Origin of the sequence: Streptomyces sp. NPDC012474 (genome assembly GCF_042955185.1) — a bacterium.
Lineage (GTDB): Bacteria > Actinomycetota > Actinomycetes > Streptomycetales > Streptomycetaceae > Streptomyces > Streptomyces cahuitamycinicus.
In genome coordinates this window covers 260956-279270 of record NZ_JBIBEP010000002.1, presented here as the reverse complement: position 1 = coordinate 279270, position 18315 = coordinate 260956, and the positions used below count along the sequence as shown (strand labels likewise).

The following is an 18315-nucleotide window of genomic DNA, read 5'->3' as shown; positions in this document are numbered from 1 at the left end:
CGCGGCGCACCGCCGGGCAGCCGGGTGCGCCGCGGACGGCGGACGGTGGGCGTCGGCGCCCGCCGGACGGCTGCCGCGAACCGGCAGCGGAGGCGGGAACGCCGGGGAGGGCGACGTGGACAACCCACGTCGCCGTCCTCACCGCGGCGTCAGAGGAAGCAGTGGGGCAGGGCGTTGCATGCCAGAGCCATACGGCCAGGCTACCGGGCGCCGCCGCAGGTCACGACGAGCCGCCCGCCGGAGGCCGGCCACCGGCCCACCCTGCCTCCACCCCCCTCAACTTCGGCGGTTATCGTCCGCTGGTGAGCGAACTGTCGGCTGTGTACCTGCCGGAACCGACCGTCGGACGGCTGCTGGGGTCGTGGCAGCCGGACGTCCCCGCCCTCCTGCTCGTCGCCGTGCTGGGCGGGCTCTACGGCTGGGGTGTGGTCCGGGTGCGCCGGCGGGGCGGGTCCTGGCCGCCGGCGCGGCTCGCCGCCTTCGTGCTCCTGGGGCTCGGGACGATCGTCCTGGCCACGATGTCCGGCCTGGCCGTCTACGACCGTGAACTGTTCTGGCCCGCCGCCGTGCAGAACGTCGGGCTCGATCTGCTCGCTCCGCTGGGCCTCGCCCTGGGCGATCCGCTGCGGCTCGCGGTGGAGGCGCTGCCGGGCGGCGGGGCGGGCCGGGTGCGGCGGGTGCTGTCCGGCCGTACGGTCCGGCTGCTGACGTTCCCCCTCGTCAGCACGGCCCTGGTGCTGGCCACCGAACTGACCGTCTACTTCACGCCGTACTTCGCCACCGCGCTGCGGGTGGGCTGGCTGCACGAGCTGATGTACCTGCACCTGCTGGCGGCCGGCTGCCTGTTCGTGCTGCCGGTGCTCACCCGCGAGCAGGCCCTGCCCGCCTGGTGCACCCACCCGGTCCGGGCGGCCCTGGTCTTCCTGGACGGGATCGTCGACGCGCTCCCCGGGCTGGTGGTGATGACGCACGGCACCCTGATCGCGGGCGCCTGGTACCTGCACCACGCGCCGCCCTGGTCCCCCGACGTCCACCACGACCAGCAGCTCGGCGGCGGCGCCATGCTGGGCATCTCCGAACTGGTCGCGCTCCCCTTCCTGCTGGTGGTCCTCGCGCAGTGGGCGCGGGCCGAGCGGGCCCAGACGGCCGTACTGGACCGGCGTCTCGACGGCGAACTCGCTCCCGCCGCCCCCGCGCAGGGGCCCGCCGTACTGGTCCGGCCCTGGTGGGAGACGGAGGAGGGCGAGGTGGCGGAGCGGGTGCGGCGGCGGGGGCGGGGCGACTGACGCGGGCCGGTCAGCGGCTGCCGGTGGCCGACCGGTCCGTGCTCGGGCGGGCCGCCGAGGGGGCGGGGCGTATCGAGGTGGGGGTGGCCGACGGGGCGCGGGACGCCTCCGCCGGGCCGGTCGCCCGCCTCTCGGGGGTGCCGGGCTCCGTCGTACGGGGGGCGTCGGTGGCCGGGCGGCGCGGGCCCGGGGACGCGCGCGACTCGGACGGGGACGGTACCGGGGTGGGTGACACCGGGGAGGTGGGCGGCGCCGTCCGCGTGGTGGGCGGGGCCATCGGGATCGTCGGGGTCGTGGGGTGTTCGGGTGCCGTGTGGCGCAGGGGGATGCCGATGAGGACGGCCGCGACGCAGCACAGGCCCGCCCCGGTCGCGGTGCGCAGCAGACGGCGGCGGGTCGCCCGGCGGCGGATCGCCCGGTACTGGCCGGGGGGCGCGCCCAGGTGGTCGGGGGAGGAGGGGCGCAGGATCACGGCGAGCGGGTCGTCGGGGCCCGGCTCCGGGCCGTCGTCGTCAAGGCGTGTGGTCAAGGCTTCTCCTCAGGTGGACGCGGAGCAGTTCCCGGGCCGCGTGCAGGTCGGCCTTGACGGTTCCTTCCTTGCGCCCGGTCAGTGCGGACACCTCCCGGATCGGCATGTCAGCGTAGTAGTGGAGCAGGATCGGGACGCGCAGTCGCTCCGGCAGCGACTGCACGAGCATCCGCACCGACGGGTCGGCCTGTTCGGAGTGCGGGCGTACGGCGGCCTCCGAGGTGACGCGGTGCAGGGCCCGGCGCTCGCGCTCCAGCTTGCGCCAGTGGTCCCGGACCAGGTTGGCCGCGGTGACGTAGAGGAACCCGCGCGGCTCCTCCACGGTCGTCCAGCGGGCCCAGAGCCGGGTGAACGCCTCCGAGGCGATCTCGTGGGCCGTCCCGTCGTCGTCGACGAGCCGACGGCACCAGCCGGCGAGGCGCGGATAGAGGGCGGCGAACAGCTCGGACGCTGCCTTCTCGCGGGACCGTTTCAACGCTCTCCCGGGGTGGATGACGTCGCACCGCTCAGCGCCGCGAACACGATGACGTTGTCCGCGTAGCCGTCGCCGGTCCGCGCTCCGCCGCACGTGATCAGCCGTAGCTCCGGCCGGTCCACGTCGCCGTAGACGTCGTCCGTCGGGAAGTCGGTTCTGGGGACGGTCCGCACCGCCGTGACGGCGAACTCCGCCGCCGTGCCGTTCTCCAGGCGCGCCGTGATCCGCTCACCCCGGTGCAGCCGGGCTAGGTGCCGGAAGACGCCGTCGCCGTACGGGCCGACCGTGACGTGGCCGAGGAGCACCGACGGGCCCGACTCACCGGGTGTCGGCGAGTGCCGGTACCAGCCCGCCCGGTCGTGGGCCGTGACCGGCGGCACCTGCACCGTGCCGTCGGCCGCCAGCCCGAGCCGGATCACCGGGGTGTCGACGCCGATCGCCGGGATCAGCAGCCGCACCGGGGCCGAACGGGCCAGGGGGCGTGCCCTGTCGGCCGGGACCGGTGAAGCCGTGGTCCTCGGCCGCGGCGGGGTGGTCCCGTGGCCCGCGCACGCCGTCAGCAGGGACGCCAGTGCCCCGGCGGTGACGGCGCGCCTGGAGAACGAGCTCATGCCCCGGTCGCCCGGCGGCGGCGTACGACGAAGACCGTGCCGCCGCCCAGGGCGAGCACCGCGGCGGCGCCCGCGCCGATCGCCGCGCCGTCGTTCCCGGAGGCCGGGGACGACGCCACACCGGTGTCGGGCGCGCCGCTCGGCACGACGGAGACCTGCCCCTCGGCGGGCGCCCGGGTCGGTTCGGCACTGGCCGGCGCCGGTTCGGCCACCCGGGTCGGTTCGGCGCTCTCCTCCGGCTGGGTGGTGGGCGCGGCGGACGCCGGGACCGGGCTCGGGGCAGCAGCCCCGTCCGCGAACGCGGGCCCCGTGCCCATCAGTACGGCGGTGCCCGCGAGGGCCAGGGCACTGAGGACGGTTCGGCGCATGGAATCGCTCTCCTTCGTCGGTCCGCCCGACGGTCGGGCGGGGTGACACATCGTGCGGAGAGACGAGGCGGCGCCGAGACGGGTTGTAAAGAGATGGCAAAGCCGTCGCGGGGGGCCGGAACAACCTGGCCCCACATAACCTGATGCGCGCGGGAGTCGGGGCGGCTAGCATCCCTCGCGATGACGACTCACTCTGTGAACAGATTGGGGGACCCGTCCGCGCAAGGTGAGTGCTGATGCTCACCGACCTCGCGAACGGGGACTTCTCGCTTTCCTTCTGGCCGCGCGTGCGCGAGTTCGCCGTGCCGCCTTCCATGATCGAGACCGCGACCGCGCGCCGCCGTGCCGGTGACTGGGCGGGAGCCTGCGCCGCCGCGAACGTCGACGTCGACGTCCGGCCCCGTCTCGTGGCGCGGCGTTACGGCCGGGAGGCCGCCGCCCGGCTCCGCGCCGACCTCCGGCACCTCGCCCCGGACCTGCTGCGCTGGCACATGCCGAGGATCGCCCCCGACGGGCTGCTGCGGCCGGGCCTGACCATCACCCTGTCCCGCTACGGCACCACCGGCCCGGGAGCACTGCACCTCGTGGCGCGAACGCCGCCCGCCTGGGCGGACGCCGGTCAGCGGATCAGCCTCGCCCTGTGGGACGCCTCCCGCGCTCGGGAGGCCCACCGGCATCATCCGCACCCGCGCCCCAGCCGGCGCTTCCGGCTCGACCTGCACCGTCACCTGTGGGACGCGCGCCGGGCCGGTGAGCTGCGGGCGCGGTCCGGCGAGGGCGGTGCGGGCCCCGATCCCGCCGGGCCGGCGCCGTACGGACAGCGGTGCGCCGTCGACCGATGGGCGGCCGAGGCGGAGATCCTGCTGCGCGCCGGGGGACGGTCCGGCGGCAGGGTCTCCGTGCGGCTCGGGGCACGGCACCGGGTCGTCCTGGAGGTGTCCGACGGCGGTGAGCAGGCGGCGATGTCGTACGCACGCGCCCCCGACGCCTCGCTCCCCGTGCTGCCCGACGCGGCGACCTGGGTGCTGCCCGACCTGGAGCTGCTGCGGGCCGGGGCGATCGACGCCGGGCGGCTGCATCCGCTGGTCGCCTCGGCCCTGGGGGCCGAGCGGACGGGCACCCCCGGGGTGCCGGAGCGGGCGGGCGACCCCCGGGTGGTGGAGTGCCGGGGCGCCCGGCACCGGATCGGCCTGGTCGACGGCGCGCAGGCCGCCCTCGACCACGACCCGGCCGAGATCCGGCGGGAGGAACTGCTCGCCGCCTTCGGCGGGCCGCCGCTGCCCTGTCTGCGCGCCGTCGACGATGCCCACCGCCGGCCCGAATGCTTCCCCGGCGTCCGCGAACGCCTCCACCACGGCGACACCGCCGGCGCGCTCGCCGCGGTCGAGAGCCTGCTCGGCCCCGAGGCGGTGCTGCGCGACGGCCCGCTGCGGGACGCGCTGGAGACGGCCGCACGACGGCGCATCGCCCACGGGCTCTACCGCGCGGGCCTGGACGGCCCCCCGCCCGGCAGCCTGCGCCCCTGGGACCGCCGCCGCTCCCGCGACGACGGCCCGCACCCACGCCACATGTGACCCGGCACGACCCGACCGGGCGAACGCCCTGCCCCGCCCCGCCCTTCATCCCACCGAGACGGCCCACCACCGGCACACAGGTGATCACACATGCGCTCTCACACCTCGTTCCCGCCCGGCCCCGCTTCCCAGCTCGACGTGGCCGGCGACCTGCTGGCCCTGCTGCGGGACACCACCACCGAACCCCGCCCCGACACCCAGCTGGAGGCCCTCACCCTGGCCGTGGCCGCCGACCTGCCCGTGCTGCTGTGGGGCGAACCGGGCATCGGCAAGACCGCGGCCCTGACCCAGCTCGCCACGGCCCTGGACCTGCCGCTGACCACGGTGATCGCGAGCGTGCACGAGCCGTCCGACTTCTCGGGGCTGCCGATCGTCGGCGACGACCCCGCCGAGCAGGGCGTGCCGATGGCCCCGCCGGACTGGGCCGTGCGCCTGGTGCGGGCCGGGCGCGGGCTGCTGTTCCTCGACGAACTCTCCACCGCGCCGCCCGCCGTGCAGGCCGCCCTGCTCCGGCTCGTGCTGGAACGGCGGATCGGCGCGTTGCAACTGCCGCCGGGCGTGCGGATCGTGGCCGCCGCCAACCCGCGCTCCTCGGCCGCCGACGGCTGGGAACTGAGCCCGCCCCTCGCCAACCGCTTCGTCCACCTGCAGTGGACGCACGACACCGACGTCGTCGTCCGCGGCCTCGGCGGGACCTGGCCCCGGGCGACCCTGCCCCGGCTCGCCCCGGACAGGCTCCCGGAGGCCGTGGACTTCGCCCGCCGGGCCGTGTGCGGGCTGCTCGCCGCACGCCCCGGGCTCGCGCACCGGCTGCCCAGCGGCGAGACGCGCCGGGGCGGGCCGTGGCCGTCTCCGCGCAGCTGGGAGATGACGCTGCACCTGATCGCCTTCGCGACCGCGGCCGGCTCCTCCCGTGACGTCCTCTCCCTGCTGGTGAGGGGCACCGTCGGGGACGGGCCCGGTCTCGAACTGCTGGCGAGCCTGGACCGGATGGACCTCCCGGACCCCGAGACGCTGCTGGCCGACCCGGCCGGTGCGGTGCTGCCGGAGCGGGGTGATCTGCGGCAGGCCGCGCTGGACGCGGTCGTGGCCGCGGTGCGCAACCGCCCGGAGCGGCTCCGTTGGGACGCTGCCTGGGCGCTCCTGGTGAAGGCGCTGGAGACCGGCCCCCCGGACGTGGTGGTCGTCCCCGCGACCACGCTCGCCGCCCTGCGGCGCGACGACTGGGACGTCCCGGCGTCCGTCGAGCGCCTGGCCCCAGTGGTGTCCCTGTCCCGGCGGGCGGACCGGACCACGGCCGCGGTCGCGGCCGCCGCCGCGGCGAAGGCGGGCCGGTGACGGCGGACAGCCGAGGCTGCGGCCGGGGGAGGGGCCGGGGCGGGCCGACGACGACCGATGCGCCCAATGCGCCCAATGCGCCCGGGACCGCCCCCGGGGCCCTCGACCGGGACAAGCTCTTCACGGCCCGCCTGCACGCCGCCCGCGTCCGCCCCTACCTCGCCACGGCCCTCTTCGCCCTGCACGTCGTCGAGTCGCGGCGGGTGCCGACGATGGGTGTCGACCGCTACTGGCGGTGCTACGTGTCGCCGGCGTTCGTGGACCGCACGCCGGTCGAGGAACTGGCCGGTGTGTGGGTGCACGAGGTGTCGCACCTGCTGCGCGACCACCACGCCCGCAGCGACCGGGTCGCCCGCGAGCGCGGCCTGAACGGCCCGGGGGAGCGGCTGCGGATGAACATCGCAGCGGACTTCGAGATCAACGACGACGTCTACGGCGACGGCCTGGCCCGCCCGGAGGGAGTCGTGGAACCGGGCGATCTCGGCCTGGCCGAAGGCGAGTTGATGGAGGAGTACCTGCGGCAGTTCACCCTCGGCCCCCGGTCGCAGGACTTGGCCTGGCTGGACTGCGGCAGCGGCGCCGACGGCCTGGACCGGGAGTGGGAACTGGGCCCGGACGGCGCGCACGGCCTGAGCGGGCAGGAGCGGGACGCGGTCCGCTTCCGGGTCGCGCAGGGCATCTCGGGCCGCCCCGGACATGCCCCACAGGGGTGGCGGCGCTGGGCCGAGGAGGCCTTCCACCCGCCCCAGCCGTGGCGGCAGCTGCTGGGCGCGGCGGTCCGCTCGGCGGCGTCCGCCCCCGGCGCGGGCGAGGACTACACCTACGGCCGCCCCGCCCGCCGTTCGACCGCCCTGCCCGGCACGGTCCTGCCGAGCCTGCGCCGCCGCCCGCCCCGGGTTTCCGTCGTCATCGACACCTCCGGCTCGGTCAGCGACGCCGAACTGGGCAGCGCCCTCCTGGAAGTGGCCGCGATCGCCCGGGCCGTGGGCGGCCGCCGTGACCTGGTCACCGTCGTGCCCTGCGACGCCTCCGCCGGTCTCGCCCGTCGCCTGTGCCGTGCCGAGGGCATCCCCCTCACGGGCGGCGGCGGCACGGACCTGCGGGCCGGCTTCACCCGCGCCCTGCGCACCCGCCCGGCCCCCGACGTCATCGTCGCCCTCACCGACGGCCAGACCCCCTGGCCGGGCACCCGGCCCCCGTGCCGCACGGTGATCGGCCTCTTCCCGCGCCAGTACCGGAGTCACGCCTACGACGAGTCCGACCCCGAGTACGTCCCGGACACACCTCCGGCGTGGGCCCGGGTGGTGGACATCGGCTCCTGAACGCCCTACGGCCCGTGCAGCAGCCCACCCCGGGATACGCGAACACCCCGGGACGCGCAGGCACCCCGGGTGCCGGGCCGTGGAGGGCCCGGAACCCGGGGTGCCGTGGAGGCGGACGGTCAGCGCAGGACGCCGAGGCGGTCGAGCCGCTCGTTGACGCCGCTGCGGAGCTCGCCGAGCGTCGTGCCGGGCGGGGCCGTCCTGGGGGTGGAGGACGGCGGCTGGGTCTCGTCCGCGCAGGTGGTGCCGCGTGCCGGGACCTTCAGGTCCACCAGGTAGTTCGTGACGGCGTCGGTCGCGCAGGCGCTGCGCCCGAAAGCGGTGTGCCCCTCGGCCTCGAAGGTGAGCAGGCGTCCGTTGTCGAGCTCCCGGGACAGGGCCACCGCGTCCTGGTACGGGGTGTCCGGGTCGCCGGTGTTGCCGATGACGAGGATCGGCGCGGAGCCCTCCGCACGGAAGGAACCGCCGTAACGGCTGACCCGTTCGCCCTTCCACTGCGCACAGGTCGTGGCGTGCTGGTGGTCGTAGAGCGGCGGGCCGTAGGCGAGGGCCGGGCCGAGCAGCGGCGCGTCCTCCGCGAAGGAGGTCACCTTCCGCTTCAGCAGGGCCGGGTCACGCGGGTAGGCCTTGTCCGTGCACTCGACGGCGATGTTCGGGTTGAGGAAGTCGTAGCTGGCCGCGGACGGGGGCCGGAGCAGGAACGAGGTGGTGTCGCGTTGCTGGGCCTTGTGCAGGGCGTCGCCGAGCGAGGGCCAGATCACCTTGCCCTCGTTGATGTTGAACAGGATGCGGTAGACGAGGGTGTAGCCGTTCGCCTGCCCGCCGTTCGCGGTCGGTACGGGGTCGGCGTCGAGGTCGGCCTTGAGCTTCTCGAAGGCGGCCCGGGGGTCGCCGTCGCCGAACCCGCACGTGGCCTGGTCCGCCTCGCACCAGTCCAGGAAGCGGCCCATCGCGCCGTCCAGGGCCAGGTACTGGGGCCGGTCGTAGGCGTACGGCCGGTTCGCGTAGTGCTCCGGGTCGTAGGCGCCGTCGAGCGCGAGGGCACGCACCCGGCCGGGGAACATGGCGGCGTAGACCGTGCCGATGTAACTGCCGAACGAGCGGCCGTAGTAGGTCAGCCGGTCCTCACCGAGGGCCTGGCGCAGCAGGTCGATGTCACGGGCGACGTACCCGGTGCCGACGTACGGCAGCAGCTCGCCCGCGTTGTCCAGGCAGGCCTGGCCGAACTCGGCGGCCTGGCGCACGGCGGGCTCGTAGGCGTCCGGGCCCGGGGCGCCCTTGGCCGCGGTGACGGCCCGGGTGTACGTCGGGTCGTCCCAGCACTGGACCTGCGAGCTGCGCCCGACGCCGCGCACGTCGTACCCGAAGACGTCGAAGGAGTCACGCAGGGCGGCCGGCAGCTCGGCGTGGTTGCCGCGCACGAAGTCCACGCCCGAGTTGCCGGGCCCGCCGGGCTGGAGGAAGAGGGTGCCCTTCCTCGTGGCCGGGTCCGCCGCCTTCTTGCGGATGACCGCCAGGGTGATGGTTCTGCCCTGCGGGTCCCGGTAGTCCAGGGGCACGTCGGCGTCCGCGCACTCGAAGCCGTCCTGACAGTCGGACCAGGCGAGGGACGGCACGGCCGGCCGCTTGTCCGTCTCGTCCGGCTGAGCCGCCATCACCTGCGCGGCGGTCCCCGCGACGGCGAAGGAGACGGCGGCGGCGACGGCGATCCTCAGACGCGGCAGGCGTCTGCGCGCCCGGGTACCGGACCGGCTGGATCCGTGGTCTCGTGTGGTCACAGTGGCTTCCCCTCGGGTGCGTGTGCCGCGGCGCACGCCTGGGTGCGGTCAAGGCTTGTTGAAATTTCTAGCTCACGCGGGAGAGCGAAGAGGGGCGAGAACGAGCTCTCGGTCCTCCTTGTGGGTGTCTTGTCACGCGATCTCCCCACTACCCGGCGGTAGTTGCGGCGGTCGTTCACCGACGGGTCGGGCCGGGGCGGGTGCGCGGCGGTGGTGGTCGTCTTCCTTCCGGGGCGTGGCCCGGCCGGGCGCGGTCAAAGGCCGAACAGCTCCACCGCGTTGTCGTGGCACACCGCCCTCAGCCACTCGTCCCCGAGTCCCAGCCGCTCCAGGGCGTGGAGCTGGTGCAGGTACGGGTAGGGGATGTTGGGGAAGTCGGAGCCGAGCAGAATGCGGTCGCCGACGTCCGCCAGCCGGGGCAGGGCCCGGTGGGGGAACGGCGCGAGCCGCTCGGTGAAGTCGGTGAACGCCATCGTCGTGTCCAGCCGCACCTCCGCGTACCGCTCGGCCAGGTCGAGGAACTCCTCGTACTCGGGCATCCCCATGTGGGCGACGATCAGCCGGAGCCGGGGGTGCTCCGCCAGCACCCGCGCGATCGGTTCGGGGCCGGTGTGCTTGCCGGGCGCGGGACCGGAACCGCAGTGGATCACCACGGGCACGCCGGCCTCCGCCAGCACGCCCCACGCCGGCCGGAGCAGGTCGTCGGCCGGGTCGTAGGCCCCCACCTGCACATGCGCCTTGAAGACCCGCGCGCCCGCCGCGACGGCTTCCCGGACGTACGTCTCGACGTCCGGCTCGGGGAACAGGGTCGCCGTGTGCAGACAGTCGGGGGTGCGGCGCGCGAAGTCGGCCGCCCAGCCGTTCAGCCAGCGGGCCATGCCGGGCTTGTGCGGATAGAGCATCGCGGTGAAGGCGCGTACGCCGAACCCCCGGAGGATCCCGGCCCGTTCGGCCTCCGCCTCCCGGTAGGTGATGGGCCACTCCAGCCCGCCGGTGAGCGGCCCGAGCGCGTCGAAGTACTCCCAGACCTTGTCCAGGACCCGCTCGGGCATGAAGTGCGTGTGCACGTCGACGAGGCCGGGGAGCCCGAGCCGCCCCCAGAAGCGGCGGATGTCGTCGGGCTCGTCACCGTGATCGTTCATGGTGCCCACGATCGGGTGGGACGGGGCGGCGGGGCCAGTGCCGTGCGCGAGAGACCGGTGAGGGATCGGTCACGCCCGCTGCCGCCGGCGCCCTCCCGTCCCTGCCCACCGGCCTCCTCGACGCGCCGTCCGTCGATCACCCCGGCCGCAGGAGCATCGCCTGCGTACCGCCTCGTGGGTGACGCGTCAGCCGATGCGGGCGCACAGGTCGTCCGTGCTCCCGTGGACGAGGTGCACGGACTTGTATCCGGTGGCGCTGATGTCCATCGTGTAGACGCCGTCGACGATGTACAGGCCGCGCGGCAGGGTGCCACCGCCCTCCCCGACGCCGACGAAGACCGGCCCGTGCACGGCCCAGCGCTGTGAGCCGTCGCGCCGGTACTCGACGACGGCCGAGCCGCTCGCGTCGGCGTCGTGGGCGGCCCCGGTCCCGGTGTTCGTCACGCGGATGACCAGATCGCCCTGGTAGGCGACCCGCCGCGCGGAACCGTCGGGGTAGGTGCTCAGCACCCGCCGCACCACCTCGTCGACGACGGGCTCGCCGTGGACGGGGAAGTCGCACCGCACACCGGCGGCGACGTCCCACGGTGCGGAAGGCGCGGGCTCCCATCCGGGCCCGGCCGCGGCGGACGCGGGCTGCGAGCCGAGGAGCACGGCCACAAGTGCCAGTGGGACGAGGGCGGTTCGGCGCATGGTTCTCCCTGTGCGAAGGGGCGAAAGGACGGTGCGCCGAAGTCTCACCCCTGCTTCTGACCAAAGCCTCACCACTGCCCGCCCCCGGCCCGGCCGCCCGGCTACGCTGCCGGTCAGTCATGGATTTCCAGCTGCTCGGTCCGTTCGCCGCCCGTCACCAGGGGCGGTCGGTGCTGCTCGGCAGCCGCCGTCAGGAGCGGTGCCTGCTGGCGGTCCTGTTGCTGCACGCCGGCCACTCCGTCCCGACCGGCCGCCTCATCGACCTCCTCTGGGACGACGCCCCGCCCGCCTCGGCCCGCGCCACCGTCCACACCTACGTCGGCCGGCTGCGCGCCGCACTCCGGCCGTACGAGGTGTCGGTCGAGACCCGGCACGACGGCTACGCCGTGGAGCGGGGCCCGCACCGGATCGACGTACAGGAGTTCACCGGGCTCGTCGGGCAGGCGGCCGACGCCCGTGACCCGGCGGAGCGGATCGGCCACTACGAGCGTGCCCTCGCGCTCTGGCGCGGCCCGCTGCTCGCGGATGTCGCCGGCGACCGGCTGCGTTCACGGCTCGACGGCCGGCTGGGCGAACTGCGGCTGTCGGCGGTGGAACGACGGGCAGAGGCCCAGCTCGGCATGGGTCTGCCAGAGCGGGTCGTCGCGGACCTGACGCCGCTGCTCCAGGAGCATCCGACCCGCGAGCGCCTGGTCGCCGCGCAGATGACCGCCCTGCACCGCACAGGCCGCCGGGCCGAAGCGCTCCGGCTCTACGGCCGTACCCGCGCCCTCCTCGCGACCGACCTCGGCATCGAACCGGACCGCCAACTGCGCACCCTGCACGAGCGGATGCTGAGCGGCGACCCACGGCTGGACCGGCCGCCCGGGCCGGTCTACGCGGTACGGGTCGACGACCAGTGGCTCCCCTGGAGCACCAGCGGACACCCCGCGCTGGAGTTCTGCAACACCTACGCCGGGTGGGGCGGGGACCGGCTGCCCGGGTCGGAGTGGCTGCCCGGCTACGCCACGCTCGCCGTGTGGGCCGGGCACCTGGACCTGATCGAGGACCGGCAGACCGCCCTGCTGAGGCAGCAGGCCCGGCGCCGGCCGGACGAGGCCGCCGCCGCCCTAGACGAGGCCCGGCGGTTCCGAACGGACCTGTACGCCTGCCTGACCGACCCGCAGGACGGCCGGGCCTTCAAGACGGTCGCCGGGGTGGTGGAGCAGGCCGCGGGGCTCTCGGTCTTCACCCGGGGCGAGGACGGCCTGGGACGCTGGCAGCCGTCCCCTTCCGCCGGGCTGCGCCTGCCCCTGTACGCGGTGGCCCGCGCGGCGGGCGAACTGCTCGCCGAGCCCCGCCGCTTCACCGTCCGCGGCTGCCCCGGCCGGGACTGCGGCTGGCTGTTCCTCGACGAGAGCGGGCGGCGCAGGTGGTGCAGCCTGGGGACGTGCGGGGCGAAGCGGGACGCCGGTGCGCACTGAGGGCGGCTGGGGGCGGTCGGTCACCGGGCGGGGTCGTGGGCGGTCCACGTCACCGGGTCGGGCGGGGCCGGGCGGGGCTGTGGGCGGTCCCCGTCGCCGGGCGGGGCTTCGGCGGCCCGCTGACGGCGGGCGGCGGAGCTCTCACGGGCCCCGGAACCGGGGGCTGTGGGCGGTCCCCGTCGCCGGGCGGGGCTTCGGCGGCCCGCTGACGGCGGGCGGCGGAGCTCTCACCGGCCCCGGAACCGGTCCGTCGCCGCCACCACGGCCGCCGTCATGGAGGTGCCCGACAGCCCGTGGCCCTCGCCGCCGATCAGCACGAGCTCCGCGTCCGGCCACACCTGTGCCAGGTGCCACGCGATGTCCGCGGGCCCGCTGATGTCCATCCGGCCGTGGATCATCACGCCCGGGATGCCGGCCAGCCTCCCGGCGTCGCGCAGCAGCACCCCGTCCTCCAGGAAGGCGGCGTGCCGCCAGTAGTGCGTGACGAGCCGGGCGAAGCGCATCCGGAAGCGCGGGTCCTCGTAGCGCGGGTCGGGCCGGTGCCCCGGCAGGGTGGAGACGTGCACGTCCTCCCACCGGCACCACTCCCGCGCGGCCCGCTCCCGTACGGCCGGATCCGGGTCGGCGAGCATCCGGGCGTAGGCGTCCGCCAGGCTCCCCTCGCGCTCGGCCTCCGGCACGGCGTCGCGGAATCGGGCCCACTCCTCGGGGAAGATCCGCCCCATGTCCCGGGTGACCCACTCCACCTCGCGGCGCGTGGTGTTGGTGACACTGAAGAGGACCAGCTCGGACACCTGCCCGGGGTGCCGTTCGGCGTAGGCCAGGGCGAGGGTCACGCCCCAGGAGCCGCCGAGCACCAGCCACTCCTCGATGCCGAGGTGCTGCCGCAACCGCTCGATGTCGGCGATGAGATGGTGCGTGGTGTTGGCGGCGAGCGAGGTCCCCGGATCGGCCGCGTCGGGCGTGCTCCGCCCGCACCCGCGCTGGTCGAGGAGCACGATGCGGTACACCGCCGGGTCGAACAGCCGACGCCAGAAGGGCCCCGCCCCGGACCCGGGCCCGCCGTGCAGCACGAGGGCGGGCTTGCCCGCGGGGTTTCCGCAGGCCTCCCAGTACACGCGGTTGCCGTCGCCGACGTCGAGCATGCCGTGCGCGTACGGCTCGATACCGGGCGGATACAGCTCGGGCATGCGCGATGTCCTCTCCTGACACGCCACGGACGACTCGTGATGTAACAGCGCTGTTAGATTATCAAGGTGAGGAATCAACCGGATCCGGTCGCCGTGGGGACGCTGCTGCGTCACGTCCTGGAGCTGCTCGACGGCGATGTGGCCGCGGTCTACGAGGAGCAGGGCATGGCCGAGTACCGGCCCCGCTTCTCCCCGGTCGTCCGCGCGCTCGTGGCCGAAGGTCCGCTCTCCGTGCGCGACCTGGCCGGGGCCATCGGTGTCACGCACTCGGCAGCGAGCCAGACGGCGGCCCAGATGGCCCGCGCGGGCCTGGTCACCCACACCCCCGACCCGCTGGACGCCCGCCGCCGGCTGGTCGGCCTCACACCCGAGGCCCGGGCGCTGCTGCCGCGGATCGAGGCGGAGTGGGAGGCGACGGCCGCGGCGATGGCGGAGCTGGACACGGAACTGACCATGCCACTGGGGGAGGTGCTGGCCGAGGTGGCTCAGGCGGTGGGACGGCGTCCGTTCCGGGAACGGGTGGCGGCGGCTCGCCGGACCATCTGACCGGTGCCCGGCCCGCCGGGGCCGGCCGGCAAGGGCCAGAAGGTGCCCGACGCACGGGAGTACCCACCTTTTTGTGGGGACTTGGCAGTGCGCCGGTGTCGCGCGAACCTGGTGGTGGGCGGCCCGTGAGGCACAGGATCCGGAAGGGACGGAGGTGGCAGCCGCGTCAGGAGGCCGACCGGGCGGCCTGGGCCAGATTCTCCAGGTGCCGGTGGCCCCAGTCGGCCAACGGCGCCAGCGCCTCGGAGAGTTCACGGCCGAAAGCGGTCAGGGAGTAGACCGTCTTCGGCGGCAGCACGTCGTACACCTCCCGGTGCACCAGCCCGTCCGCGGCCATCTCCCGCAAGGCCTCGGTCAGCACCTTCTCGGAGAGGCCCGGCAGCTGCCGGCGCAGCTCCGCCGGGCGGTGCGGGCCCGACTCCAGCAGCCAGAGCAGGGCCGTCTTCCACTTGCCGTCGACCACCGCGATCGCGGCGGTCACTCCGCAGACGTCCGGATCCTGCCGCCGACGCGCCATGTCCGCCCCCTTTTCCCGTGCATTGCCGTGCAGATCACTCCCGTGCAGCTCAATTGTCGTGCCTACCAGAGGAGTTCACGATGCCTTCGTACAGCGCTTCCGCGGCCCCGGCGTATTCCGCCCGGGGGCCCGCCGAGCACCCGGCCACTACGGTCACCGTCCTCGGTCTCGGCCCGATGGGCCGTGCCCTGGCCGGTGCGTTCGTCGACGCGGGCCTGCGCACCACCGTCTGGAACCGCACTCCGGGCCGGGACCGGGAGCTCCTCGACCGCGGTGCGGCGGGGGCGGCGTCTGCGGCCGAAGCGGTGGCGGCGAGCGAGGTGACCGTCGTCTGCGTGGTGAACTACGACGCCGCCGACGCCGTGCTGCGCCAGGACGAGGTCGCGGCAGCCCTCAAGGGCCGTACGGTCGTGAACCTGACCGCCGACACCCCTGCCCGGGCCCGCGACACCGCCGAGTGGGCCGCCGGGCACGGCGTCCGCTACCTCGACGGCGCGATCATGACCCCGACGACCACCATCGGCACGCCCGACGCGGTGTTCCTGTACAGCGGTCCGCGGGACCTCTACGAGGAAGCCGGCGCCGTACGGCAGGCGTTGGGCGGCACCCACACCCACCTCGGTGCGGATCCGGGCCGGGCCGCGGCCTACGACATCGCCCTGCTCGACATCTTCTGGACGGCGATGGCGGGTTACGCGCATGCCTTGGCGGTGGCCCGGGCCGAGGGCGTCACCGCGACCGAGCTGGCGCCCTTCGCCCAGGGCATCGGCGCCATCCTCCCGCCGGTGTTCGCGGAGACCGCCGCGGACGCCGACGCCGGGACCTACTCCGGCGACGGCAACCCCCTCACCTCGGCCGTGTCGTCCATGTCCCACATCGTCCACGTCTCCGAGTCGCACGGCATCGACGCCGGTGTCATGCGCGCGGCCGAGGGCATGGCCCGCCGCGCCGTCGGGCTGGGCCACGGGCAGGACGGCTTCATCCGCGTCGCGGAGGTCATCGGCCGACGCTGACCGCTACGCGGCACTGCCGGGCTCGCCGAACGCCCGCCGGCTGCGGGGGCTGGACCAGCCGGAGTGCGTCCCGCCGGCCCGCTGAGAGTGACGGCAGGAGCAAAAGGGACGGCGCCCCCGCCCGCCATCGACATCCGATGGCGGGCGGGGGCGCCGGGGAAAGACCGGGCCGGACGCGAAAGCGCTAGTCGGCCGCCACCTCCGTGACCTTCCAACGCTGGTTGGACCCGGAGTTCGGCTGCCACACACCCACGGAGGCGCCGTCGTTCGTGGACTGGCCCCCGACGTCCGGGAGCTGGCCCGTCGCCGCGTTCACGAGCGTCCACGTGCCGTCGCCCGTCGTGGACGCGATCCACTGCGCGGCGGCGTCGCGGCGGCCCTCGTCGGGTTCGGCGACCAGGGCGCCGTCGCGGATGGCCAGACGCTTGTCCGCGCCGGTCTCGGTGAGGACGTAGCGCTTGCGGTTGTCCTCACCGCGGATCTGCTCCACCCGCCACTGCCGGCCGCTGGGGTCGGAGGCGTTCGGGGTCTTGATGACCAGGCCCGTGCCGTTGCCGGCGATGGTGAGGTCCTTGCCGCTCTGGACGCCGGTCAGGCGGTAGGTGTGGCCCTTGCGCAGCTCGGCCGCGTCCTTGGCGACTCCCGAGACGCCCTTGACGAGGAACGACGTCACGGACTGGGCGGGCACCGTGAGCGTGGCCTGCTTGCCGTTCACGCGGACGGGCTTCAGCTTCTCCAGCTTGCCGTCGGCGCTGGTCACCACCGGGGTGACCGAGGCCCGGGAGGAGACCCGGCCGAACTTCGACAGGTCGAGCGTGATCTCGCGCGCCTCGGTGGCGCTGTTGACGTGGACGACCGTCGCCGCGTCGCCCTTGCGGGAGACCGCCGCCGTGCTGGACGTGTCGTTCGTCTTGATCAGCCGGTCGCCGGGCTTGATGAAGTGCGTGAAGTTGCGGGCCGTGTCGAACTTGGTGTTGGTGTAGATCGGGCAGGACTTCAGGGTGTCCTTCGAGGTGCAGCTGAACGGGAGCTGGATCTCTCCCCAGTTGCCGCCCTTGGCGGACTCGCCGCCCGGCTTCATGTTGTCGTAGTCCTCGACGGGCTGCCAGAACACCCAGGCCTTGGGCTCCAGTTCACGCAGGTCGTCCACCATGCGCTGGGCGAGGCCCAGGCCGGGCCGCATGTCCGTGAAGCTCTGGCCGTCGCCCCAGTCGCCCTCGACCTCGCTCATCCACAGCGGCTTGTCGGCGGCCTTGGCCAGGTCGCGGACCGTGGTGCGCTGGCCGGTGCCGTAGGTGTGGACGTTCATCTGGTCGACGAGGTCGCGGACCTCCTGGGGGTAGGAGTTCCAGTTCGTCGCGAAGGTGCCGGGGTTGGTCTCGTCCATGGCGGATATGTCCGCGTCCGACCGGGACTTCTTCAGGACCGGGGCCAGCGCGCGGAGCACCTTCTGCTGGAGCTCGGGGCCGATGTGGGCGCCCTCCTGGCGGCCGCCGGTCGGCTCGCCGTCCGGGCCGAGCTTGGTGCCCCAGTAGTCGGTGTTCGGCTCGTTGAACGGGTCGAGCGTGTCGACCTTGATGCCGTGCGCCTTCTCCAGCCGCTCGGTCGCGCCCACCAGGTACTTGGCGAAGTCGTCGACCGACTCGGGCTTCAGCTGGTCCTTGCCCGCGTCGAAGTTGCCGGAGACGTAGCCGCTCTCGGTCATGAACCAGGGCGGGGAGTTGCTGAAGGTCTCCCAGTGGGTGATGTCCTTCTTGATGCGGTCGACCCACCAGCGCTGCGTCTTGTCGGCCTTGTTGTTCCAGTCGGCGGGGTCGTCGGCGTTCCACCAGTCGACGTCCTCGCGGGTGGTGCCCGCCGGGGCCTTCCACCAGCCCTCGACGGCGCCGCCGGCCCGCAGGTAGTCCTTGACGTCGGGGGCGTTGCCGCCGCCGATGTTGTAGCGGGCGATGTTCAGGGCGAGACCGTCGTCGCCGAAGAGGAGCTTGTAGAGCTTCTCGCGGACCGCGGGCGGGTAGTCGCCGGTGGCGTTGGCGAACCAGACCAGGCTCGTCCCCCAGCCTTCGAACCTGTCCCCGGCGTACGAGGGGTCGGGCCGGACGGTGACCCCGGCCGCGGCGGCCTCGGCGCCGGCGTTCTCGGCGTGCGCGGCGGGCAGGGCGGCGGTGGCCAGGACGGTTCCGGTCGCCAAGGTGACGCCGATGGCCCCGAGGAGCCTTCTCTTACGGGTGCGTTGTGCCATCTCGGTACTCCAGCTCTTCTGCGTGCCGCGCGTCCCGGCGGACACAGAGATCGGGGCCTACGTGGTGCGACTTGTGCGGATTCGGCGCCTTCTCGTACGATTTCGACTAGGCAATGTTTACGTAAACATCCACTGGCGGGATGTCTACACTGTCCGAATCTCAGGGGTCAAGGACTCGTTCCGGACCGAAATTTGCGCCGGGTGCGCGGCGAGGGGAACGAGGGGCAG

Annotated in this window: 17 protein-coding genes; 7 read left to right on the top strand and 10 right to left on the bottom strand. The window is 74.4% G+C overall.

Annotated features, from left to right (window positions below):
• Window positions 1-311: 311 nt before the first annotated feature.
• Window positions 312-1286 (top strand): cytochrome c oxidase assembly protein, encoded by a 975-nt coding sequence (locus tag ACFY9S_RS06105; protein ID WP_391124235.1) that lies wholly within the window; start codon window positions 312-314, stop codon window positions 1284-1286.
• Window positions 1287-1296: 10 nt separating this feature from the next.
• Here ACFY9S_RS06105 and ACFY9S_RS06100 read toward each other — a convergent pair whose 3' ends face one another.
• The 4 genes from ACFY9S_RS06100 to ACFY9S_RS06085 are packed head-to-tail and all read right to left on the bottom strand — an operon-like array spanning window position 1297 to window position 3269.
• Window positions 1297-1815 (bottom strand): hypothetical protein, encoded by a 519-nt coding sequence (locus tag ACFY9S_RS06100; protein WP_391123581.1) that lies wholly within the window; start codon window positions 1813-1815, stop codon window positions 1297-1299.
• Complete coding sequence (locus ACFY9S_RS06095) at window positions 1799-2290, bottom strand: sigma-70 family RNA polymerase sigma factor (protein WP_391123579.1); 492 nt, start codon at window positions 2288-2290, stop codon at window positions 1799-1801. The genes ACFY9S_RS06100 and ACFY9S_RS06095 overlap by 17 nt, the downstream gene beginning before the upstream one ends.
• Window positions 2287-2901, bottom strand: a complete 615-nt coding sequence (locus ACFY9S_RS06090; protein WP_391123577.1) for a class F sortase — start codon at window positions 2899-2901, stop codon at window positions 2287-2289. The genes ACFY9S_RS06095 and ACFY9S_RS06090 overlap by 4 nt, the downstream gene beginning before the upstream one ends.
• The gene (locus ACFY9S_RS06085; protein WP_391123576.1) at window positions 2898-3269 is read right to left on the bottom strand and encodes a sortase-dependent protein; all 372 of its coding nucleotides are present in this window, start codon (window positions 3267-3269) and stop codon (window positions 2898-2900) included. The genes ACFY9S_RS06090 and ACFY9S_RS06085 overlap by 4 nt, the downstream gene beginning before the upstream one ends.
• Window positions 3270-3505: 236 nt before the next feature.
• Here ACFY9S_RS06085 and ACFY9S_RS06080 point away from each other — a divergent pair, with 236 nt between their 5' ends.
• From ACFY9S_RS06080 to ACFY9S_RS06070, 3 genes are all read left to right on the top strand, one after another.
• Window positions 3506-4843, top strand: a complete 1338-nt coding sequence (locus ACFY9S_RS06080) for a hypothetical protein (RefSeq protein ID WP_391123574.1) — start codon at window positions 3506-3508, stop codon at window positions 4841-4843.
• A 90-nt stretch (window positions 4844-4933) separates the two neighbouring features.
• Entirely contained in the window at window positions 4934-6181 is a 1248-nt protein-coding gene (locus tag ACFY9S_RS06075) for an AAA family ATPase (RefSeq protein WP_391123572.1), read from the top strand.
• Window positions 6182-6312: 131 nt separating this feature from the next.
• Window positions 6313-7503: a VWA-like domain-containing protein gene (locus ACFY9S_RS06070; protein WP_391124232.1), complete on the top strand. Its 1191-nt coding sequence runs from the start codon at window positions 6313-6315 to the stop codon at window positions 7501-7503.
• A 119-nt stretch (window positions 7504-7622) separates the two neighbouring features.
• Here ACFY9S_RS06070 and ACFY9S_RS06065 read toward each other — a convergent pair whose 3' ends face one another.
• The 3 genes from ACFY9S_RS06065 to ACFY9S_RS06055 form a co-directional block, all read right to left on the bottom strand.
• Entirely contained in the window at window positions 7623-9281 is a 1659-nt protein-coding gene (locus ACFY9S_RS06065; RefSeq protein WP_391123570.1) for an alpha/beta fold hydrolase, read from the bottom strand.
• 254 nt (window positions 9282-9535) lie between these two features.
• The gene (locus ACFY9S_RS06060; RefSeq protein WP_391123568.1) at window positions 9536-10423 is read right to left on the bottom strand and encodes an amidohydrolase family protein; all 888 of its coding nucleotides are present in this window, start codon (window positions 10421-10423) and stop codon (window positions 9536-9538) included.
• 186 nt (window positions 10424-10609) lie between these two features.
• Complete coding sequence (locus tag ACFY9S_RS06055) at window positions 10610-11116, bottom strand: hypothetical protein (RefSeq protein WP_391123566.1); 507 nt, start codon at window positions 11114-11116, stop codon at window positions 10610-10612.
• A gap of 119 nt (window positions 11117-11235) precedes the next feature.
• Here ACFY9S_RS06055 and ACFY9S_RS06050 point away from each other — a divergent pair, with 119 nt between their 5' ends.
• Complete coding sequence (locus tag ACFY9S_RS06050; RefSeq protein ID WP_391123564.1) at window positions 11236-12579, top strand: BTAD domain-containing putative transcriptional regulator; 1344 nt, start codon at window positions 11236-11238, stop codon at window positions 12577-12579.
• Window positions 12580-12806: 227 nt separating this feature from the next.
• Here the strand turns inward: ACFY9S_RS06050 and pip are convergent, their stop codons facing one another.
• On the bottom strand, window positions 12807-13769 hold the full coding sequence (gene pip, locus ACFY9S_RS06045) for a prolyl aminopeptidase (protein WP_391123562.1): 963 nt from the start codon (window positions 13767-13769) through the stop codon (window positions 12807-12809).
• A 66-nt stretch (window positions 13770-13835) separates the two neighbouring features.
• Here pip and ACFY9S_RS06040 point away from each other — a divergent pair, with 66 nt between their 5' ends.
• A complete protein-coding gene (locus ACFY9S_RS06040) occupies window positions 13836-14315 on the top strand; it encodes a MarR family transcriptional regulator (RefSeq protein ID WP_391123560.1) in 480 nt (159 codons plus the stop codon).
• A 166-nt stretch (window positions 14316-14481) separates the two neighbouring features.
• Here the strand turns inward: ACFY9S_RS06040 and ACFY9S_RS06035 are convergent, their stop codons facing one another.
• Complete coding sequence (locus tag ACFY9S_RS06035) at window positions 14482-14832, bottom strand: winged helix-turn-helix transcriptional regulator (RefSeq protein ID WP_391123558.1); 351 nt, start codon at window positions 14830-14832, stop codon at window positions 14482-14484.
• 80 nt (window positions 14833-14912) lie between these two features.
• Here ACFY9S_RS06035 and ACFY9S_RS06030 point away from each other — a divergent pair, with 80 nt between their 5' ends.
• Window positions 14913-15845 carry an NAD(P)-binding domain-containing protein gene (locus tag ACFY9S_RS06030; RefSeq protein ID WP_391123556.1) on the top strand — a complete coding sequence of 311 codons (933 nt, stop codon included), beginning with the start codon at window positions 14913-14915 and terminating at the stop codon, window positions 15843-15845.
• A gap of 184 nt (window positions 15846-16029) precedes the next feature.
• Here ACFY9S_RS06030 and ACFY9S_RS06025 read toward each other — a convergent pair whose 3' ends face one another.
• The gene (locus ACFY9S_RS06025; RefSeq protein ID WP_391123554.1) at window positions 16030-18087 is read right to left on the bottom strand and encodes a glycoside hydrolase; all 2058 of its coding nucleotides are present in this window, start codon (window positions 18085-18087) and stop codon (window positions 16030-16032) included.
• Window positions 18088-18315 lie beyond the last annotated feature (228 nt).

Bases quoted from the DNA above. Each gene is read 5' to 3' on its own strand.
- ACFY9S_RS06075 (WP_391123572.1), top strand. From the start codon at position 4,934: ATGCGCTCTCACACCTCGTTCCCGCCCGGCCCCGCTTCCCAGCTCGAC.
- ACFY9S_RS06060 (WP_391123568.1), bottom strand. From the start codon at position 10,423: ATGAACGATCACGGTGACGAGCCCGACGACATCCGCCGCTTCTGGGGG.
- ACFY9S_RS06085 (WP_391123576.1), bottom strand. From the start codon at position 3,269: ATGCGCCGAACCGTCCTCAGTGCCCTGGCCCTCGCGGGCACCGCCGTA.
- pip (WP_391123562.1), bottom strand. From the start codon at position 13,769: ATGCCCGAGCTGTATCCGCCCGGTATCGAGCCGTACGCGCACGGCATG.
- ACFY9S_RS06025 (WP_391123554.1), bottom strand. From the start codon at position 18,087: ATGGCACAACGCACCCGTAAGAGAAGGCTCCTCGGGGCCATCGGCGTC.
- ACFY9S_RS06080 (WP_391123574.1), top strand. From the start codon at position 3,506: ATGCTCACCGACCTCGCGAACGGGGACTTCTCGCTTTCCTTCTGGCCG.
- ACFY9S_RS06050 (WP_391123564.1), top strand. From the start codon at position 11,236: ATGGATTTCCAGCTGCTCGGTCCGTTCGCCGCCCGTCACCAGGGGCGG.
- ACFY9S_RS06030 (WP_391123556.1), top strand. From the start codon at position 14,913: ATGCCTTCGTACAGCGCTTCCGCGGCCCCGGCGTATTCCGCCCGGGGG.
- ACFY9S_RS06035 (WP_391123558.1), bottom strand. From the start codon at position 14,832: ATGGCGCGTCGGCGGCAGGATCCGGACGTCTGCGGAGTGACCGCCGCG.
- ACFY9S_RS06055 (WP_391123566.1), bottom strand. From the start codon at position 11,116: ATGCGCCGAACCGCCCTCGTCCCACTGGCACTTGTGGCCGTGCTCCTC.
- ACFY9S_RS06090 (WP_391123577.1), bottom strand. From the start codon at position 2,901: ATGAGCTCGTTCTCCAGGCGCGCCGTCACCGCCGGGGCACTGGCGTCC.